Origin of the sequence: Gluconacetobacter aggeris (genome assembly GCF_014174395.1) — a bacterium.
Taxonomy (GTDB): domain Bacteria; phylum Pseudomonadota; class Alphaproteobacteria; order Acetobacterales; family Acetobacteraceae; genus Gluconacetobacter; species Gluconacetobacter aggeris.
Genome location: NZ_JABEQD010000002.1, coordinates 239,394 through 254,786 on the forward strand (window position 1 = coordinate 239,394; position 15,393 = coordinate 254,786).

A 15,393-nucleotide genomic window follows, 5' to 3' on the forward strand; every position below is an offset into this window, starting at 1 on the left:
GGATCGCCACCAGCGCGCATTTACGGTCGGGCTCTCAGGCAACGCGACGCGGAGCGCCACGATGCTGCCCGCCGCCCGAGCGGGACTGGTTGCGGCCACCGCCGCCACCCCCACGGCCCCGGCCACCGCCGCCGCCCAATACCGGCGGGCGCATGGTCGATTTCTCGGCCGCCTCGGAATGGTACGGATGCTCCATCACCACCGGGATCGGCTTGCCGATCGCCTTTTCGATGTCGCGCAGCCACGCCCGCTGCTCGGCATCGCACAGCGACACCGCCCAGCCCTCACGCCCGGCGCGGGCCGTACGGCCGATCCGGTGGACATAGCTCTCCGGCACGTTGGGCAGGTCGTAGTTGAAGACGTGCGTGACGTCATCGACATCGATGCCGCGCGCCGCAATGTCGGTCGCCACCAGCACCTTGACGGCACCGGAGCGGAAGCCCGACATCGCCCGCTCGCGCGCGCCCTGCGACTTGTTGCCATGGATCGCCTCGGCCACAATGCCGTGGTCGTTCAGGAAGGCGGCGACCTTGTTGGCCTCATGCTTCATCAGCGTGAACACCACGGCGCGCTCGACCTTGGGCGAGTCCACCAGCATCTGCAGCGCGTCACGCTTCTTGTCGGTATCGACGAACATCACCGCCTGACGGATACGGTCGACGGTGCTGGACGGCGGCGTGACCTGCACGGTCGCGGGGTCGCGCAGCAGGCCGTGCGCCAGCTCGGCAATGCTGCGCGGCATGGTGGCCGAGAACAGCAGCGTCTGCCGGTCGCGCGGCAGTTCGGCCACGATCCGGCGGATGTCGCGGACAAAGCCCATGTCCAGCATCCGGTCGGCCTCGTCCAGAACCAGCACTTCCAGCCCGGACAGGTCGATATGGCCCTGGCCCATCAGGTCCAGCAGGCGGCCGGGGGCGGCAACCAGCACGTCAACGCCACGGCGCATCGCCTCGACCTGCCGGCCCTGGCCGACACCGCCGAAGATCACGGCATGGCTCAGGCGCATATGGCGGGCATAGGCCTTGAAGCTCTCATCGATCTGCGACGCCAGCTCGCGCGTTGGCGCCAGAACCAGCACGCGCGCGCCCTTGGGGGCGGCACGGCGGTGATGGGTCAGCAGCCGATGCAGGATCGGCAGCGCGAAGGCCGCCGTCTTGCCGGTGCCCGTCTGCGCCAGGCCCAGCAGGTCCCGCCCGGCCAGCAGGTGCGGGATGGCCCCGGCCTGGATGGGGGTCGGGGTGGTATATCCTTCCTCGTTCAGCGCGCGCAGCAACGGCTCGGCAAGCTGAAGGTCGGCAAAAGTCGTCATGAAATGAAGCGCCTCCGGGCACTCGGCAATGGCCGGATTCCTCACGACAGGATGAGCATCCGGAAAGACTTGAAAGGAAAACACGACGCACGGTTCGCGCCCCTGCCTGGCAGGGCACGCTGTCATTCACCGTAATCCGTGGGTCAGAAAGGGTCTCTTGTCCGTCCAGTCCGTGCCCCCCGCATCAATAAGGCACGCGCGTACAAGTCCAGATACGGGACAGGCGGGGACCGTCCACGGGCGAGGCTTCTACCCGCATGCGCTCCCCACCGCAAGTCCTTATTCCGGCTGGCTGTCTCCGGGCGCCTCCGGGGCGGCCTCATGCAGCCGCCGCGCCAGCAGCATCGCGCCGTCGATCGCATGGCCCCTCGGCACCGACAGGCCGGCCTGCGCACCGGCGGAAAGATAAGGCAGCAGCACCGGCGCCAGCCCGCCCAGCAGGCAGCAGGGCAACGCCCCGAAACCGTCCGCCGCGCGCAGGGCGGCCAGCAGCGCCTCGACCTCCGCCCCGGCACGGGCCAGCAGCCCCCGCGCCTGCGCGTCGCCCTGCTCCGCCAGCGCGCAGACCAGCGGCGTCACCCGGGCGAAATCGGCAGCCCGCGCGCCAACCGCCCACAGCATCGGCTCCGCCCCCTCATCCGCCAGCCGCGCGCGCACCGCCTCGCTCAACAGCGTGGGCCGCGCCCGGCCGTCGCCCGCGCGCAGCATCAGCCGGACGGCCTCCAGCCCGATCCAGGCCCCGCCGCCCTCATCCCCCTGCGGAAAGCCCCAGCCCCCGACCCGCCGGGTGGTTCCGCCGGCAATGGCCAGTCCCACCATCCCGGTTCCGGCCGCGATCATGGCCCCGTCATCGCCCGCATGGGCCCCGACGCAGGACGTATAGGCATCCGAGACGATATCGAGGCGCGCAAACAGCGCCGGCCTGGCCAGGAACCGCGCCACGGCCCCGCTCACCTCGGCCCCCGCCAGCCCAGCCACGGCAACCAGCCGGCATGCCGCACCCGACAGCCCCGCCCGCGACAGCGCCAGTTCCAGCGCCTGACGGATCGACTCCCATGCCTGCCCGGCATCGGTGGCGATATTGGCGGGCCCGCCCTCCCCTTCGGCCAGCAGAACACCCTCCGGCGTCACCAGCCGCAGGCGCGTCCGCGTCCCACCCCCGTCGATCCCGACCAGAACGGCAGGGCCGCCCGTCACGACAGGTCCGTCAGCGTCTGTAGCAACAGCTCAATGTCCCCGGCGGCGTAATAGGAACAGCGCCTGCTCGCCGAACAGATTGGCCAGCCGGATGGAGCGGCGCCAGGGCGCGCGCTCGCCATCCTCATCCACCGCCATCCACTGCTCGACCACATACCCTTCCTCGCGGCACAGCATCAGGAAGTCGAGGATCGTGCATGGATGGATGTTCGGCGTCTGGTACCACGGCGTATGCCACACCGCCGTCATCGGCATGCGCCCGCTCGTCAGCAGCTTCAGCCGCAATTGCCAGTGGCCGAAATTGGGAAACGAGACGATGGCATGCCGCCCGATCCGCAGCATCTGCCGCAGCACCTCGCGCGGCCGCTCGACCGCCTGCAAGGTACGCTGCAACACCACATAATCGAACGCCTCGTCGGGATAATGCGCCAGGTCATGGTCGGCATCGCCATGCATCACCGGCAGGCCGTGGGCGACCGAGCGCGTGACCTCGCGCATGTCGATCTCGATCCCCCGCGCATCGCAGCCACGGGTGCGGAACAGGTAATCCAGCAACGTCCCGTCACCGCTGCCGATGTCGAGCACCCGCGTGCCGGGACGGATCATGTCGGCAATCAGCCGCTGGTCAAGGCGCATGGGTCATGCCGATCCGTGCATGTTCGGCGGCACCGGACAGGAAGCCGCGCACCGTCCGGTCGAAATCCGGCTCGTCGAGCAGGAAGGCATCATGCCCCTTGTCGCTGTCGATCTCGACGAACGACACGTTGGCCGCCGCACGGTTCAGCGCCCGGGCCAGCAGCCGCGCCTGCGAGGTCGGGAACAGCCAGTCGGAGGTAAACGAGACGATGCAGAAGCGCGTGCGCGTGCCATGGAAGGGCCGCGACGGGTCCCCGTCATGCTCCGCGCCCAGGTCGAAATAATCCATGGCCCGGGTGATGGTCAGATAGGAATTGGCATCGAACCGCCGCACGAACGACGATCCCTGGTGCCGCAGATAACTTTCCACCTCGAAGATCTCGCCGAACAGCGACAGCGAGCCCGCCTTGTCATACGGGTCGCGCCGCACCCGGCGGCCGAATTTCCGCGTCAGCGCCTCTTCCGACAGATAGGTGATGTGCGCCATCATCCGCGCCACCGCCAGCCCGCGCGCCGGCACCGCGCCCTGCTCCCAGTAGCGCCCGCCATGCCAGTCGGGATCGGCGAAGATCGCCTGCCGGCTCACCTCGTTGAAGGCGATGTTCTGCGCCGAATGAAAGGGCGAGGTCGCGATCGGCATGGCGGCGAAGACCATGTCGGGGAAGGTGGCGGCCCATTCCAGCACCTGCATCCCGCCCATCGAACCGCCGACCACGGCAAACAGCCGGGCAATGCCCAGCGCATCGACCACCAGCTTCTGCGCCCGCACCATGTCGCGGATGGTGATGGGCGGAAAATCGGTGCCCCACGGCTCGCCCGCCACGTCGGGACGCGGATCGCGCGGCCCGGTCGAGCCCATGCAGCCGCCCAGCACGTTCATGCAGATGACGAAGAACCGGTCGGTATCGATCGGCAGGCCCGGTCCCACCATGCGGCTCCACCAGCCCGGCTTGCCGGTCAGCGGGTGTGTTTCGGCCAGATACTGGTCGCCCGTCAGGGCATGACAGACCACGATCGCATTGTCCCGCGCCGCCGACAGGGTGCCATAGGTCCGATACGCAACCCGCACCGGCGCCAGCCGGAAACCGCATTCAAGCTGCATCCCCTCGGGAAACAGCATGTGCGCATGCTCGATCTGGGTGGGCGTTGTCTGGTCCATTGCGCGGGCAGGCATTCCGTCATGAACGATTGCAGGGCGCGGGCAACATCCCCGTCACGGTCGATCGTCCTATGGCACCGGCGCCGAACACACGCAACAGGAGGCTGCGCCCAAACCTATTATCCCATGCGCAGAGGCTGTTGCAAAAGCTCCGATGGTGAGCGGAAGCGTGGCGCCAGCCACGCGTCTGGCGGTGGTTTTTGAGCATCGGAGCGGAGCGGCCTTGATGGCCGTGAGCACCGAAGCGCAGGAAACCGCCGTCAGGCCGCCGCCAGCGGGGCTTTTGCAGCAGCCTCTTTCACCGGATCGTGTGCGCCCTGCCGGGTCCCTCCCACGCGGCACCGCGTTATGGTCGGGCACTCCGCCAACCATCGAAGGAACCGACGCCATGACCATCAAGAAATTCGGCACTGCCCACTGGGAAGGCGGCCTGAAGGACGGCAAGGGCACCGTTTCAACAGAAAGCGGTGCATTGTCCGGCCTGCCCTACGGCTTCAACACCCGCTTCGAAGGCGTGGCCGGCACCAACCCCGAGGAACTGATCGGCGCATCCCATGCCGCCTGCTTCGCCATGGCCCTGTCGGGCATCCTCGGCGGCGCCGGCCTCACCGCCACCGCGCTGGACGCCAAATCGGTCATCTCGCTGGAGAAGCAGCCCGACGGCTTCGCGGTCACCGCCGCCCACCTGACCCTCACGGCCACCATCCCCGGCGCAACCGAGGAACAGTTCCAAGATCTCGCCGCCAAGGCCAAGGCCGGCTGCCCGATCTCCAAACTGCTCAAGGCCGACATCACGCTGGAAGCAACCCTGAACGCCTGATCCTCTCAGACCGGGCGCGGATCGTGCCCGGTCTGTCCTCTGTGACGCAGCAGATGATCGGCCAGCACACACGCCATCATCGCCTCGCCAACCGGCACCGCGCGGATGCCCACGCACGGATCATGCCGCCCGCGCGTCGAAACATCGACATTCTCCCCACTCCGAGTCACCGAGGGAACGGGCGTGAGAATCGAACTGGTCGGCTTCACCGCAAACCGCGCCACCAGCGGCTGGCCGGTGGAAATCCCGCCCAGCACACCGCCGGCATGATTGGCGCCGAAGACCAGCCGCCCGTCTTCCATCCGCATCGGGTCGGCATTTTCCTCGCCGGTCAGGGCAGCGGCGGCAAACCCGTCGCCGATCTCGACCCCCTTCACGGCATTGATGCTCATCAGCGCCATCGCCAGGTCGGAATCGAGCTTGCCGTAAATCGGCGCCCCCAGCCCCGGCGGCACGCCCTCAGCCACGATCTCGACCACCGCACCGACAGAAGACCCGGCCTTGCGCACGGCGCCCAGATACTCTTCCCACACCGGCACCATCTCCGGATCGGGGCAGAAGAACGGATTGTCCCCAACCGTATCCCAGTCCCAGCGCGCCCGGTCGACCTCATGCGTGCCGATCTTCACCAGCGCCCCGCGAATACGCACCCCCGCGCCAAGCACCTGCCGCGCCACGGCACCCGCCGCCACCCGCATCGCGGTCTCGCGGGCCGAAGACCGTCCCCCGCCGCGATAGTCGCGAATGCCATATTTCAGGTCGTAGGCCACATCGGCATGGCCGGGCCGATAGCGCTCGGCGATATCGCCATAATCGCGCGACCGCTGGTCCACATTGCGAATCAGCAGCGCGATCGGGGTGCCGGTCGTCTGTCCCTCGAACACGCCGGACAGGATCTCGACGGAATCGGGCTCCTGCCGCTGGGTGGTGAATTTCGACTGGCCGGGCCGCCGCTGGTCCAGCCAGGGCTGGATATCGGCCTCGGACAGCGCAATGCGCGGCGGGCAGCCATCGACCACACAGCCAATCGCCGGCCCATGACTCTCCCCCCAGGTCGTCACCCGGAACAGATGCCCGAAACTGTTATCCGACATATCCAGATAATCCCTTCACTTGGGGGGCCAGCCTATCCGTAAAACCTGATCGGAAATGTGGGCTGGTGAGCGAGAGTGCCGCGAAGCGGCACGGCCGTCGTGTGTTTCCGAGCACCGAAGCGGAGCGACCTCCAGGTCGTGAGCATCGGAGCACAGGAAACGCGCGCCGGATCGCCACCAGCGCGCATTTACGGTCAGGTTTTCAGTCGCCGGAGACGCTGATGTCGGGTGCCGTGGGGTTCTTCATGCCCACGATATTATAGCCGCAATCCACATGGTGGATCTCGCCGGTCACACCGCCCGACAGGTCGGAGAGCATATACAGCCCCGCGCCGCCGACTTCCTCCAGCGCCACATTGCGCTCCAGCGGCGCATTGTACTGGTTCCACTTCAGGATATAGCGGAAATCGCCGATCCCATTGGCCGCCAGCGTCATAACCGGCCCGGCCGAAATGCCGTTGACGCGAATGCCGTCACGGCCCAGATCGGCGGCCATGTAGCGCACCGAGGCCTCCAGCGCCGCCTTGGCCACGCCCATGACGTTGTAATGCGGCATCACCTTCTCGGCGCCGAGATAGGACAGGGTCAGCATCGACCCGCCATTCGTCATCAGCCGCGCCGCCCGGCGGGCAACGGCGGTGAACGAGTAGCAGGAAATATCCATCGCGGTCAGGAAGGCATCGCGCGGCGTGTCCACATAGCGCCCGCGCAGGAACTGCTTGTCCGCCCAGCCGATGGCATGGACCAGGAAGTCGAGCGTCCCCCACTCTTCCTCGATGCGGGCGAAGGTCTCGTCCATCGCGGCGTCGTCCGACACATCGCACGGCAGCACCAGCGACGAGCCCACACGCTCGGCCAGCGGACGGACGCGCTTGCCCAGCGCCTCGCCCTGATAGGTAAAGGCCAGCTCGCCGCCCTGCGCCGCCACGGCGTTGGCGATGCCCCAGGCGATCGAGCGGTCATTGGCCACACCCATCACAAGTCCGCGCTTGCCCTTCATCAGGGTGCCGGTGGCCGGGGCTTTGGACGCGCCGTCTGACATGATAGAATCCTCGGAATGGATGGAATATGGCATGATCGGAATGGCGCCGTGGTTGCACAAGCGCGCGCGTCGGACAAGATCCGAGCGGCGAAGCAGCCCCGGTTTCACCGAATGCGTGGCATGCCGGCCATGTTTCCACCCTCCGCCCGGCCAGAATGGGACCGACCGCTATGACCACGCCACTGATCGACCTGGGGTCCGATCCCTTCGCCCTGTTCGCCCACTGGATGCGCGCGGCCGAAGCCGCCGAACCCAACGATGCCAACGCCATGGCGCTGGCCACCGCCACGCCCGACGGCAAGCCCTCGGTGCGGATGATCCTGCTCAAGGGCGCCGACCGGCGCGGCTTCGTCTTCTATACCAATCTTGAAAGCCGCAAGGCCGGCGAATTGCTGAAAAACCCGCAGGCCGCGCTGCTGTTCCACTGGAAGAGCCTGATGCGGCAGATCCGGATCGAAGGACCGGTCGAACCCGTCACCAACGAGGAAGCCGACGCCTATTTCGCCAGCCGCTCGCGCCTCTCGCGCTTGGGCGCCATCGCCTCCGACCAGTCCCGCCCCCTGGCCGACCGGGCAGTGTTCGAACAGAGGCTGGCCGAGGAAGAGGCCCGCTACCCGGAAGGCACGCCGATTCCGCGACCGGCCGACTGGTCCGGCTTCCGCCTGATTCCGGAGCGGATCGAATTCTGGCAGAACCGCGCGCACCGGCTGCACGACCGGGCGGTATGGCGCCGCATGGGCAAGGACGCGGAATGGGAGACGACGCGCCTCTACCCCTGACCCCTCCCGCTGGCGACGTTCCTGGGATTCTGGAGAATAACATTGAAGAATATACAGAAAATCCTTCTACCCCTGAACGGGACGTCCAATGCCGAGGCCGCCCTGGCCACCAGCCTGCTCTTCGCGCGGCAGTTCGGCGGCCATATCGCCGCCCTGCATGTGCGCGCCGACAGCCGTGACGTCGCCCCCCTGGCCGGCGAGGGCCTGTCCGGCGCGATGGTCGAGGACATGATATCCGCCGCCGAGCGCGAGGGCGCACGCCGGGCGCTGGCCGTGCGTGAGGTGTTCGCGCACTTCACCACCGAAAACGGCGTGACGGTCACCGACGCCATCCCGCCCTTCCACGGCAACCCGATCGGCAGCGCCTCGGCCAGCCTCGTCACCATGATGGGCCGCGAGCACGAGGTCGTGACCTACCGCGCCCGCCTGTCCGACGTCACCGTGGTCCCGCATCCGGATTCGGGCGAGGAAATCTCGTCGTCCGAGACCCTGCACGCCATCCTGTTCGACAGCGGCCGCCCGGTCGTCATCGCCCCCCGCCGCGTCCCCACCGCCGCCGGGCGGCGCATCTGCATCGCGTGGAACGGCACGTCGGAAGCCACGGCGGCCCTGCATCACATCCTGCCCTGGGCGGCCGAGGCCGAGGCGGTGCGCATCCTCTATTCCGGCGACTATCAGCGCCGGGGCCCCGAAGCCCGCGATGCCGCCGACTACCTGACCATCCACGGCATCCACGCCGACCTGGTGGAATTCGGCGACCCGGACGAGACGGTGGGCGCCAGCCTGCTGGCGGCCTGCCGCGATTTCGGCGCCGACATGCTGGCCATGGGTGCCTATTCCCACTCCCGCCTGCGTCAATTGATCCTGGGCGGTGTCACACGCCACGTTCTGGAGAATGCCGAAATCCCGGTGCTGATGAGCCGCTGATCCCCCTCGCCATGGATGTCATGCCAAAAATAGATGTCATGCCAAAAATACCACGCCAATAAGGCGTATATTTCACTTGAATATCGATCGAGGAAAGACTAAATCCTCCCTCAAAGCACGATACTATCTCGTGCATTGAGGATCTGCACCGTGCATATCGAGCCGACGATCATCCATGCCATCCAAGCCGCCGGCGAAGACGCACCGGCGATCCTGCGCGCGGCCCTGACCGGCATCCCGCACGGGCGGACCGGCATCCCGCACGGGCGGATCGGCCTCGTTTCCTCCTTCGGCACCGAATCCGCCGTGCTGCTGGCCATGGCGGCCGAAATCGACCCGTCGGTCCCCGTACTGTTCCTGGAAACCGGCCAGCATTTCCCCGAGACGCTGGCCTATCGCGACCAGCTCATCGCCCGGCTGGGCCTGACCGGCGTGCGCGACATCCGCCCCGACCCGGCGCAGATCGCAGCCCGCGACCCGCAGGGTCAGCTCTGGGCCTTCGACCCCGATGCCTGCTGCGCCCTGCGCAAGGTCGAGCCGCTGGACGAGGCGATCATCCCCTTCGATGCCTGGATCACCGGCCGCAAGCGCAGCCAGGCCGCCACCCGCGCCCACCTGCCGGTGCTCGAGCCCCAGGCCGACGGCCGCGTCAAGATCAACCCCCTGGCACGCTGGACGGCGGCGGAACTGGACGCGGAAATGACACGCCGCGACCTGCCCCGCCACCCGCTCAGCCACCTGGGCTATCGCTCGATCGGCTGCGCGCCCTGCACGCGCCCGGTCGGCGAGGGCGAGGACCCTCGCGCCGGCCGCTGGGCCGGCATGGCCAAGACCGAATGCGGCATCCACGTCTGAGCCCCGCCGCGACGACCCCGAACCCTTTTCCGCCGAACCTGTAAGGTAGCGCCCACCATGGACGATCTCGACCAACTCGAAGCCCAGAGCATCTACATCCTGCGCGAGGCGTACCGGAAGCTGAAGCCGCTGGCCATGCTGTGGTCCCTGGGCAAGGATTCCAACGTCATGCTGTGGCTGGCCCGCAAGGCGTTCCTGGGGCGGGTGCCGTTCCCGGTGATGCATGTCGATACCGGCAAGAAATTCCCCGAGATGTACCGCTTCCGCGACGAATATACCCGCAAGTGGGAGCTTGAGCTGCTGCTGGGCGACTGCCCGCCGGTCGAGGAGATCGACCCGACCCTGCCCCCGGCCGCCCGCTCCGCCGCGCGCAAGACCGCCGGCCTGGCGGCGATGATCGAGAAATACAAGCTGGAAGGCGTCATCGCCGGCATCCGCCGCGACGAGCAGGCCACCCGCGCCAAGGAGCGCGTCTTCAGCCCGCGCGGGTCGAGCCATAAATGGGACGTCCGCAACCAGCCCCCCGAATTCTGGGACCAGTACGCCACCCCGCATGAAGAGGGCGTGCATATCCGCGTCCACCCGCTGCTGTCGTGGCGCGAAATCGACATCTGGCGCTATATCGAGCGCGAGGGCATCCCGCTGGTCGACCTGTATTTCTCCAGGAACGGCAAGCGCTACCGCTCGCTGGGCGACCAGGACATCACCAGCCCGATCGAGAGCGACGCCGCGACAGTGGCCGAAGTCATCGCCGAACTCCAGACCACCCGCACGTCCGAGCGCGCCGGCCGCGCCATGGACCATGAATCGGAAGATGCGTTCGAGCGGCTGCGCGTCGCCGGCTATCTGTGAACCCCGCGGACGGATCGAGACACACAATGAGCAACGATATCCTCCGCCAGGACGCGGCCACTCCCATCGTCATCGTCGGCCATGTCGATCACGGCAAATCCACCCTGATCGGCCGCCTGCTGCATGACACCGACAACCTGCCCGAAGGCCGGGTGGCGCAGATCATCGAATCCAGCCGCAAGCGCGGGCTGAAGGTGGAATGGAGCTTCCTGCTCGACAGCCTCCAGATCGAGCGCGACCAGGGCGTCACCGTCGATTCCACCCGCATCCCGTTCCTGCTGGGCAACCGGCAGTTCGTGATCGTCGATGCGCCCGGCCACCGCCAGTTCCTGCGCAACATGATCACCGGCGCCGCCGATGCCGAAGCCGCCGTGCTGGTGATCGACGCCGCCGAGGGCGCGCAGGAACAGACGCGCCGTCACGCGATGCTGCTGCGCCTGATCGGCATCCGCCATGTCATCGTGCTGATGAACAAGGTGGACCTGCTGGACTATGACGAGCAGAAGATCGCGGCCTCCGAGTTGGCGGTCGCCGCCCTGCTCAAGCAGCTCGACATCGAACCCAGCCTGTTCATCCCGGCCTCGGCGCGCGAGGGCGACAATATCGCCTCCCGCTCGCCGCAGATGGCATGGTACAAGGGCCCGACCCTGACCGAGGCCCTGGCCCTGGTCCCGTCCCCCGCCGGCCGCGCCGACCTGCCGCTGCGCCTGCCCGTGCAGGATGTCTATCGCTTCGACAGCAAGCGCGTGGTCGCCGGCCGCATCGAGCGCGGCCGTGTTTCGGTCGGCGACACGCTGGTCATCGGCACCCACGGCACCACCGCCCGCGTCGCCTCGATCGAAAGCTGGCACACCGCGCCGCAGATCTCCGCCGTCGCCGGCCAGTCGGTCGCCATCACGCTGGAACCGGACGTGATCCCCGATCGCGGCGACCTGCTGCACCGGCCGGAAGAAGCGCCGATCCGCACTGCGCGCATCCGCTCGCGCCTGTTCTGGCTGCGCCAGGAGCCGCTGCGCGTGGGCGAGAGCTTCCGCCTGCGCCTGGCCACCGCCGAGCATCAGGTCACAATCGCCTCGATCGATTCCGTGGTGCGGCTGGATGACCTGACGGAACACGCATCCGATCACGTCCCGCCCGAAGGTTTCGCCGAGATCACCCTGGCCGCCTCGGAAAGCATCCTGTTCGACGCCTTCACCCCCGGCACCACCGACGGGCGCGGCGTCCTGGTCGACCGTCACCAGCGCATCGTCGGCGGCGCGCCGCTGATCGGCCCGGCCGACATCGCCAGCGGCACCAGGGCCATCCACCCCACCGACAGCACCGTCTCGCTGTGGGACCGCGCACAGGCACGCGGCCATCGCGGCGGCGTATTCTGGATGACCGGCCTGCCCGGTGCCGGCAAGAGCACCATCGCCCGCGCGGCGGAATCCCGCCTGTTCGGGCAGAAGATCGACGTCTCCGTGCTGGACGGCGACACGCTGCGCGCCGGCCTGTGCGCCGATCTGGGCTTCTCCGAGGCCGACCGCACCGAGAATGTGCGCCGCGCCGCCGCCGTCGCCCGCATCCTGGCCGAAACCGGCCAGGTAGTCCTGGTGGCGCTGATCTCGCCGCGCGCCGCCGACCGCGAGCTGGCGCGCCAGGTGGTGGGCGAAGGCTTCCACGAGATCTTCGTCGATGCCGACCAGGCGACCTGCGAGGCCCGCGACCCCAAGGGCCTGTACCAGGCCGCCCGCGCCGGCCGCATCACCGGCTTCACCGGGATCGACGCCCCGTACGACACCCCCGCCAGCCCCGACCTGCACCTGCCCACCGGCACGGGCAGCGTGGGCGAGGTCGCGGATCGTCTGGCCGCCTATGTGGCCGACAGCGTCGTGCTGGTCGAGGGCACCCGCCGCCGCTCCTGACCGGAGGGCGGCCCCATACGAAGAGTGTAATGCACGATTAATAATCGTGCATTCCTCTTGTATTGGCCCCACGAAGCCCCTAATGACCCTGTAGAACAGGGCGACATCCTGTCGGCACCGGCCGGATCGGGTAAAAGAGGACTGACCAGTGAGCGATGTCAGGAACAACCGCCGCGAGGCGGGCGGTTCAAGCGTGATCACCGCCAACCGGCTGCTGGACGGGCGCATCGTCTGGCAGGTGGAAGAGGGCACATGGTCGACGCTGATCGACGACGCCCGGATCATCCCCAATGATGAGATCGAGGCCGCGATCGCCCACGCCGCCGGCCGCCAGCAGGCCGACGGGCTGGTCGGCGTCTATGGCGTGCAGGTGGATGCCGAGGCCGCAACGCCGACTCCCGTGACGGTGCGCGAGCGCATCCGCGCCTTCGGCCCCACCGTCCATCCCGATTTCACGCCCGCAGCCGAGTTCGAAGCCCATGCCTGACACCATCCCAGCACCCGCGCTGCCTGTCGGGCATTACGGCTACGACCAGGTGGACCGCGCCTTCCTGGCCGACCGGGTCGAGCAGTTCCGCGACCAGGTGGCCCGCCGCATCGCCGGCACCCTGTCCGAGGACGAGTTCAAGCCCCTGCGCCTGATGAACGGCCTGTATCTGCAGCTCCACGCCTACATGCTGCGCATCGCCATCCCCTATGGCGTACTGGATTCCCGCCAGATGCGCGAACTGGCCCATATCGCCCGCACCTATGACCGCGATTACGGCCATTTCACCACCCGCCAGAATCTCCAGTTCAACTGGATCAAGCTGGAAGACACGCCCGACATCCTGGCCCGCCTGGCCGATGTCGACATGCACGCCATCCAGACCAGCGGCAACTGCATCCGCAACGTGACCTGCGACCAGTTCGCGGGCGCGGCAAAGGACGAGCTGGTCGATCCCCGCGTCCATGCCGAAATCCTGCGCCAATGGTCGACGCTGCACCCGGAATTCACCTTCCTGCCGCGCAAGTTTAAGATCGCGATCAGCGGCAGCCCGAACGACCGCGTGGCCGCCCGCTTCCACGATATCGGCCTGGTCGCCAAGCCGGCGCCGGACGGCGGCACGCAGTTCGACGTCTTCGTGGGCGGCGGCATGGGCCGCACCCCCATCGTCGGCGTGCATCTGCGCGACGACCTGCCGGAAGAAGACCTGCTGGCCTATCTGGAGGCCATGGTCCGCGTCTATAACGAGTACGGCCGCCGCGATAACATCTACAAGGCGCGGATCAAGATCCTGGTCCAGGCGCTGGGCACCGAAGGCTATCGCCAGAAAGTTGATGCCGAATTCGCAGCGATGAACCGCGCCCGCTACCGCCTGCCGCCCGAAACCGTCGCCGCCATCCGCGCCCGCTTCGGCACGCCAGACCTGCACGCGCCCGATGACGCACCCGCCCAGCTCGACCGCGCCCGCCGCGCCGAGCCGGCATTCGACCGCTGGGTCCGCACCAACACCCACCCGCACCGCGCGCCCGGCTACATCTCGGCCGTCATCTCGCTCAAGCCCGCCGGCGGCATCCCCGGCGACGCCACGTCGGCGCAGATGGACCTCATCGCCGACCTTGCGGACCGCTACGCATTCGGCGAAATCCGCGTCACCCACATGCAGAATCTCGTGCTGGGCCATGTCCGGCAGGACGAACTTCATGCCGTGTGGCAGGCCCTGCGCGGGGCCGACCTCGCCTCGGCCAATATCGGCCTGATCGGCGACATCATCGCCTGCCCGGGGCTCGATTACTGCTCGCTGGCCAATGCGCGCTCGATCCCGATCGCCCAGAAGCTCAGCGCCCGTTTCGCCAGCCCCGAACTGCAGGAGACGATCGGCCCGATCGAGATCAAGATCTCGGGCTGCATCAATGCCTGCGGCCACCACCATGCCGGCCATATCGGCATCCTGGGCGTGGACAAGAAGGGCGAGGAATATTTCCAGCTCACGCTGGGCGGCTCGCCGGGCAGCGACGCCTCGGTCGGCCAGATCCTCGGCCCGGCCCTGCCCGAGGACGCGACAGTGGACGCCATCGCCCGCCTGGTCGACGCCTATCTGGTCCACCGCACCGGGGACGAGCGCTTCCTGGATACCTACCGGCGCCTGGGCGCCACCCTGTTCAAGGATGCCGTCTATGCCACTGCTTGAAAACGGACGGCTCGTCGCCGACGCCTGGACCACCCTCGACGCCGAATCCCCCCTCCCCGCCACCGGCGCCGTCATCGTGCCGCTCTCCCGGCTGGAAGAGGGGCTGGCCCGCGCGCCCGGCGAAAAACTGGGCGTCGTGATCCCGCAGGACGCCGAAATCGACACGCTGCGCACCGTCCTGCCCCGCCTGTCGCTGGTGGCGGTCACCTTCCCGATCTTCCGCGACGGCCGCGCCTTCAGCCAGGCCCGCGCCCTGCGCGAACACCTGCACTTCACCGGTGAAATCCGCGCCACCGGCAAGCCCCTGCCCGACCAGTACGAGTTCCTGCTCCGCTGCGGCGTCTCGACGGTCGACCTGCCCCCCGGCAGCGACCCGGAAGTCTGGGCCCACGCTCACACGCGCTTCCGCACCGCCTACCAGCCCTCGGTGCTGGGCGAGCGCGCCGAAGGCGCGACATTACGCCGGGTGCTCTGAACCAAAAAACGTCTATTCGTTCAGGAACATCGTGTGCCCCCGGCACAAGGCTCCTGAACGAATCAAAGTCTTTTTGCTTCTTTTTCTTCAGAAAAAGAAGAAACCCTCCTTCCGCGCGCACCCCTTCCGCCCGACAGTCGCCCATGCTACCGCCGAACCCATGACACGAC

Annotated in this window: 15 protein-coding genes; 9 read left to right on the forward strand and 6 right to left on the reverse strand. The window is 67.8% G+C overall.

From position 1 onward, the window contains the following. Nucleotides 1–34: 34 nt before the first annotated feature. From HLH36_RS03790 to metX, 4 genes are all read right to left on the reverse strand, one after another. Nucleotides 35–1,309 (reverse strand): DEAD/DEAH box helicase, encoded by a 1,275-nt coding sequence (locus tag HLH36_RS03790; RefSeq protein ID WP_182968515.1) that lies wholly within the window; start codon nucleotides 1,307–1,309, stop codon nucleotides 35–37. Nucleotides 1,310–1,588: 279 nt separating this feature from the next. Next, complete coding sequence (locus tag HLH36_RS03795) at nucleotides 1,589–2,506, reverse strand: BadF/BadG/BcrA/BcrD ATPase family protein (RefSeq protein WP_182985133.1); 918 nt, start codon at nucleotides 2,504–2,506, stop codon at nucleotides 1,589–1,591. Nucleotides 2,507–2,536: 30 nt separating this feature from the next. Next, on the reverse strand, nucleotides 2,537–3,142 hold the full coding sequence (metW, locus tag HLH36_RS03800) for a methionine biosynthesis protein MetW (RefSeq protein ID WP_182985134.1): 606 nt from the start codon (nucleotides 3,140–3,142) through the stop codon (nucleotides 2,537–2,539). Further along, a complete protein-coding gene (gene metX, locus HLH36_RS03805; protein ID WP_182985135.1) occupies nucleotides 3,132–4,301 on the reverse strand; it encodes a homoserine O-acetyltransferase MetX in 1,170 nt (389 codons plus the stop codon). The genes metW and metX overlap by 11 nt, the downstream gene beginning before the upstream one ends. A 388-nt stretch (nucleotides 4,302–4,689) precedes the next feature. Between metX and HLH36_RS03810 the strand changes: the two genes are divergently transcribed. Further along, a complete protein-coding gene (locus tag HLH36_RS03810) occupies nucleotides 4,690–5,121 on the forward strand; it encodes an OsmC family protein (protein WP_182985136.1) in 432 nt (143 codons plus the stop codon). A gap of 5 nt (nucleotides 5,122–5,126) precedes the next feature. On the opposite strand, the gene aroC is transcribed toward HLH36_RS03810, so the two are convergent. After that, on the reverse strand, nucleotides 5,127–6,215 hold the full coding sequence (aroC, locus tag HLH36_RS03815; RefSeq protein ID WP_182985137.1) for a chorismate synthase: 1,089 nt from the start codon (nucleotides 6,213–6,215) through the stop codon (nucleotides 5,127–5,129). Nucleotides 6,216–6,417: 202 nt separating this feature from the next. Beyond that, entirely contained in the window at nucleotides 6,418–7,257 is an 840-nt protein-coding gene (fabI, locus tag HLH36_RS03820; protein ID WP_182985138.1) for an enoyl-ACP reductase FabI, read from the reverse strand. 170 nt (nucleotides 7,258–7,427) lie between these two features. On the opposite strand from fabI, the gene pdxH reads away from it, so the two are divergent. The 8 genes from pdxH to HLH36_RS03860 all read left to right on the forward strand — a co-directional run bounded on the left by pdxH (nucleotide 7,428) and on the right by HLH36_RS03860 (nucleotide 15,223). Then, a complete protein-coding gene (pdxH, locus tag HLH36_RS03825) occupies nucleotides 7,428–8,036 on the forward strand; it encodes a pyridoxamine 5'-phosphate oxidase (protein WP_182985139.1) in 609 nt (202 codons plus the stop codon). A 42-nt stretch (nucleotides 8,037–8,078) separates the two neighbouring features. Further along, entirely contained in the window at nucleotides 8,079–8,963 is an 885-nt protein-coding gene (locus HLH36_RS03830; RefSeq protein ID WP_182985140.1) for a universal stress protein, read from the forward strand. A 150-nt stretch (nucleotides 8,964–9,113) separates the two neighbouring features. Then, nucleotides 9,114–9,818 (forward strand): phosphoadenylyl-sulfate reductase, encoded by a 705-nt coding sequence (locus tag HLH36_RS03835; protein ID WP_182985141.1) that lies wholly within the window; start codon nucleotides 9,114–9,116, stop codon nucleotides 9,816–9,818. 57 nt (nucleotides 9,819–9,875) lie between these two features. After that, the gene (cysD, locus tag HLH36_RS03840) at nucleotides 9,876–10,670 is read left to right on the forward strand and encodes a sulfate adenylyltransferase subunit CysD (RefSeq protein WP_182985142.1); all 795 of its coding nucleotides are present in this window, start codon (nucleotides 9,876–9,878) and stop codon (nucleotides 10,668–10,670) included. A gap of 26 nt (nucleotides 10,671–10,696) precedes the next feature. Continuing rightward, complete coding sequence (cysC, locus tag HLH36_RS03845; RefSeq protein WP_182985143.1) at nucleotides 10,697–12,574, forward strand: adenylyl-sulfate kinase; 1,878 nt, start codon at nucleotides 10,697–10,699, stop codon at nucleotides 12,572–12,574. 148 nt (nucleotides 12,575–12,722) lie between these two features. Next, nucleotides 12,723–13,061, forward strand: a complete 339-nt coding sequence (locus HLH36_RS03850) for a DUF2849 domain-containing protein (protein WP_182985144.1) — start codon at nucleotides 12,723–12,725, stop codon at nucleotides 13,059–13,061. Then, a complete protein-coding gene (locus HLH36_RS03855; protein WP_182985145.1) occupies nucleotides 13,054–14,748 on the forward strand; it encodes a nitrite/sulfite reductase in 1,695 nt (564 codons plus the stop codon). The genes HLH36_RS03850 and HLH36_RS03855 overlap by 8 nt, the downstream gene beginning before the upstream one ends. Beyond that, nucleotides 14,735–15,223, forward strand: a complete 489-nt coding sequence (locus HLH36_RS03860) for a DUF934 domain-containing protein (protein WP_182985146.1) — start codon at nucleotides 14,735–14,737, stop codon at nucleotides 15,221–15,223. The genes HLH36_RS03855 and HLH36_RS03860 overlap by 14 nt, the downstream gene beginning before the upstream one ends. The last annotated feature ends 170 nt before the right edge of the window (nucleotides 15,224–15,393 follow it).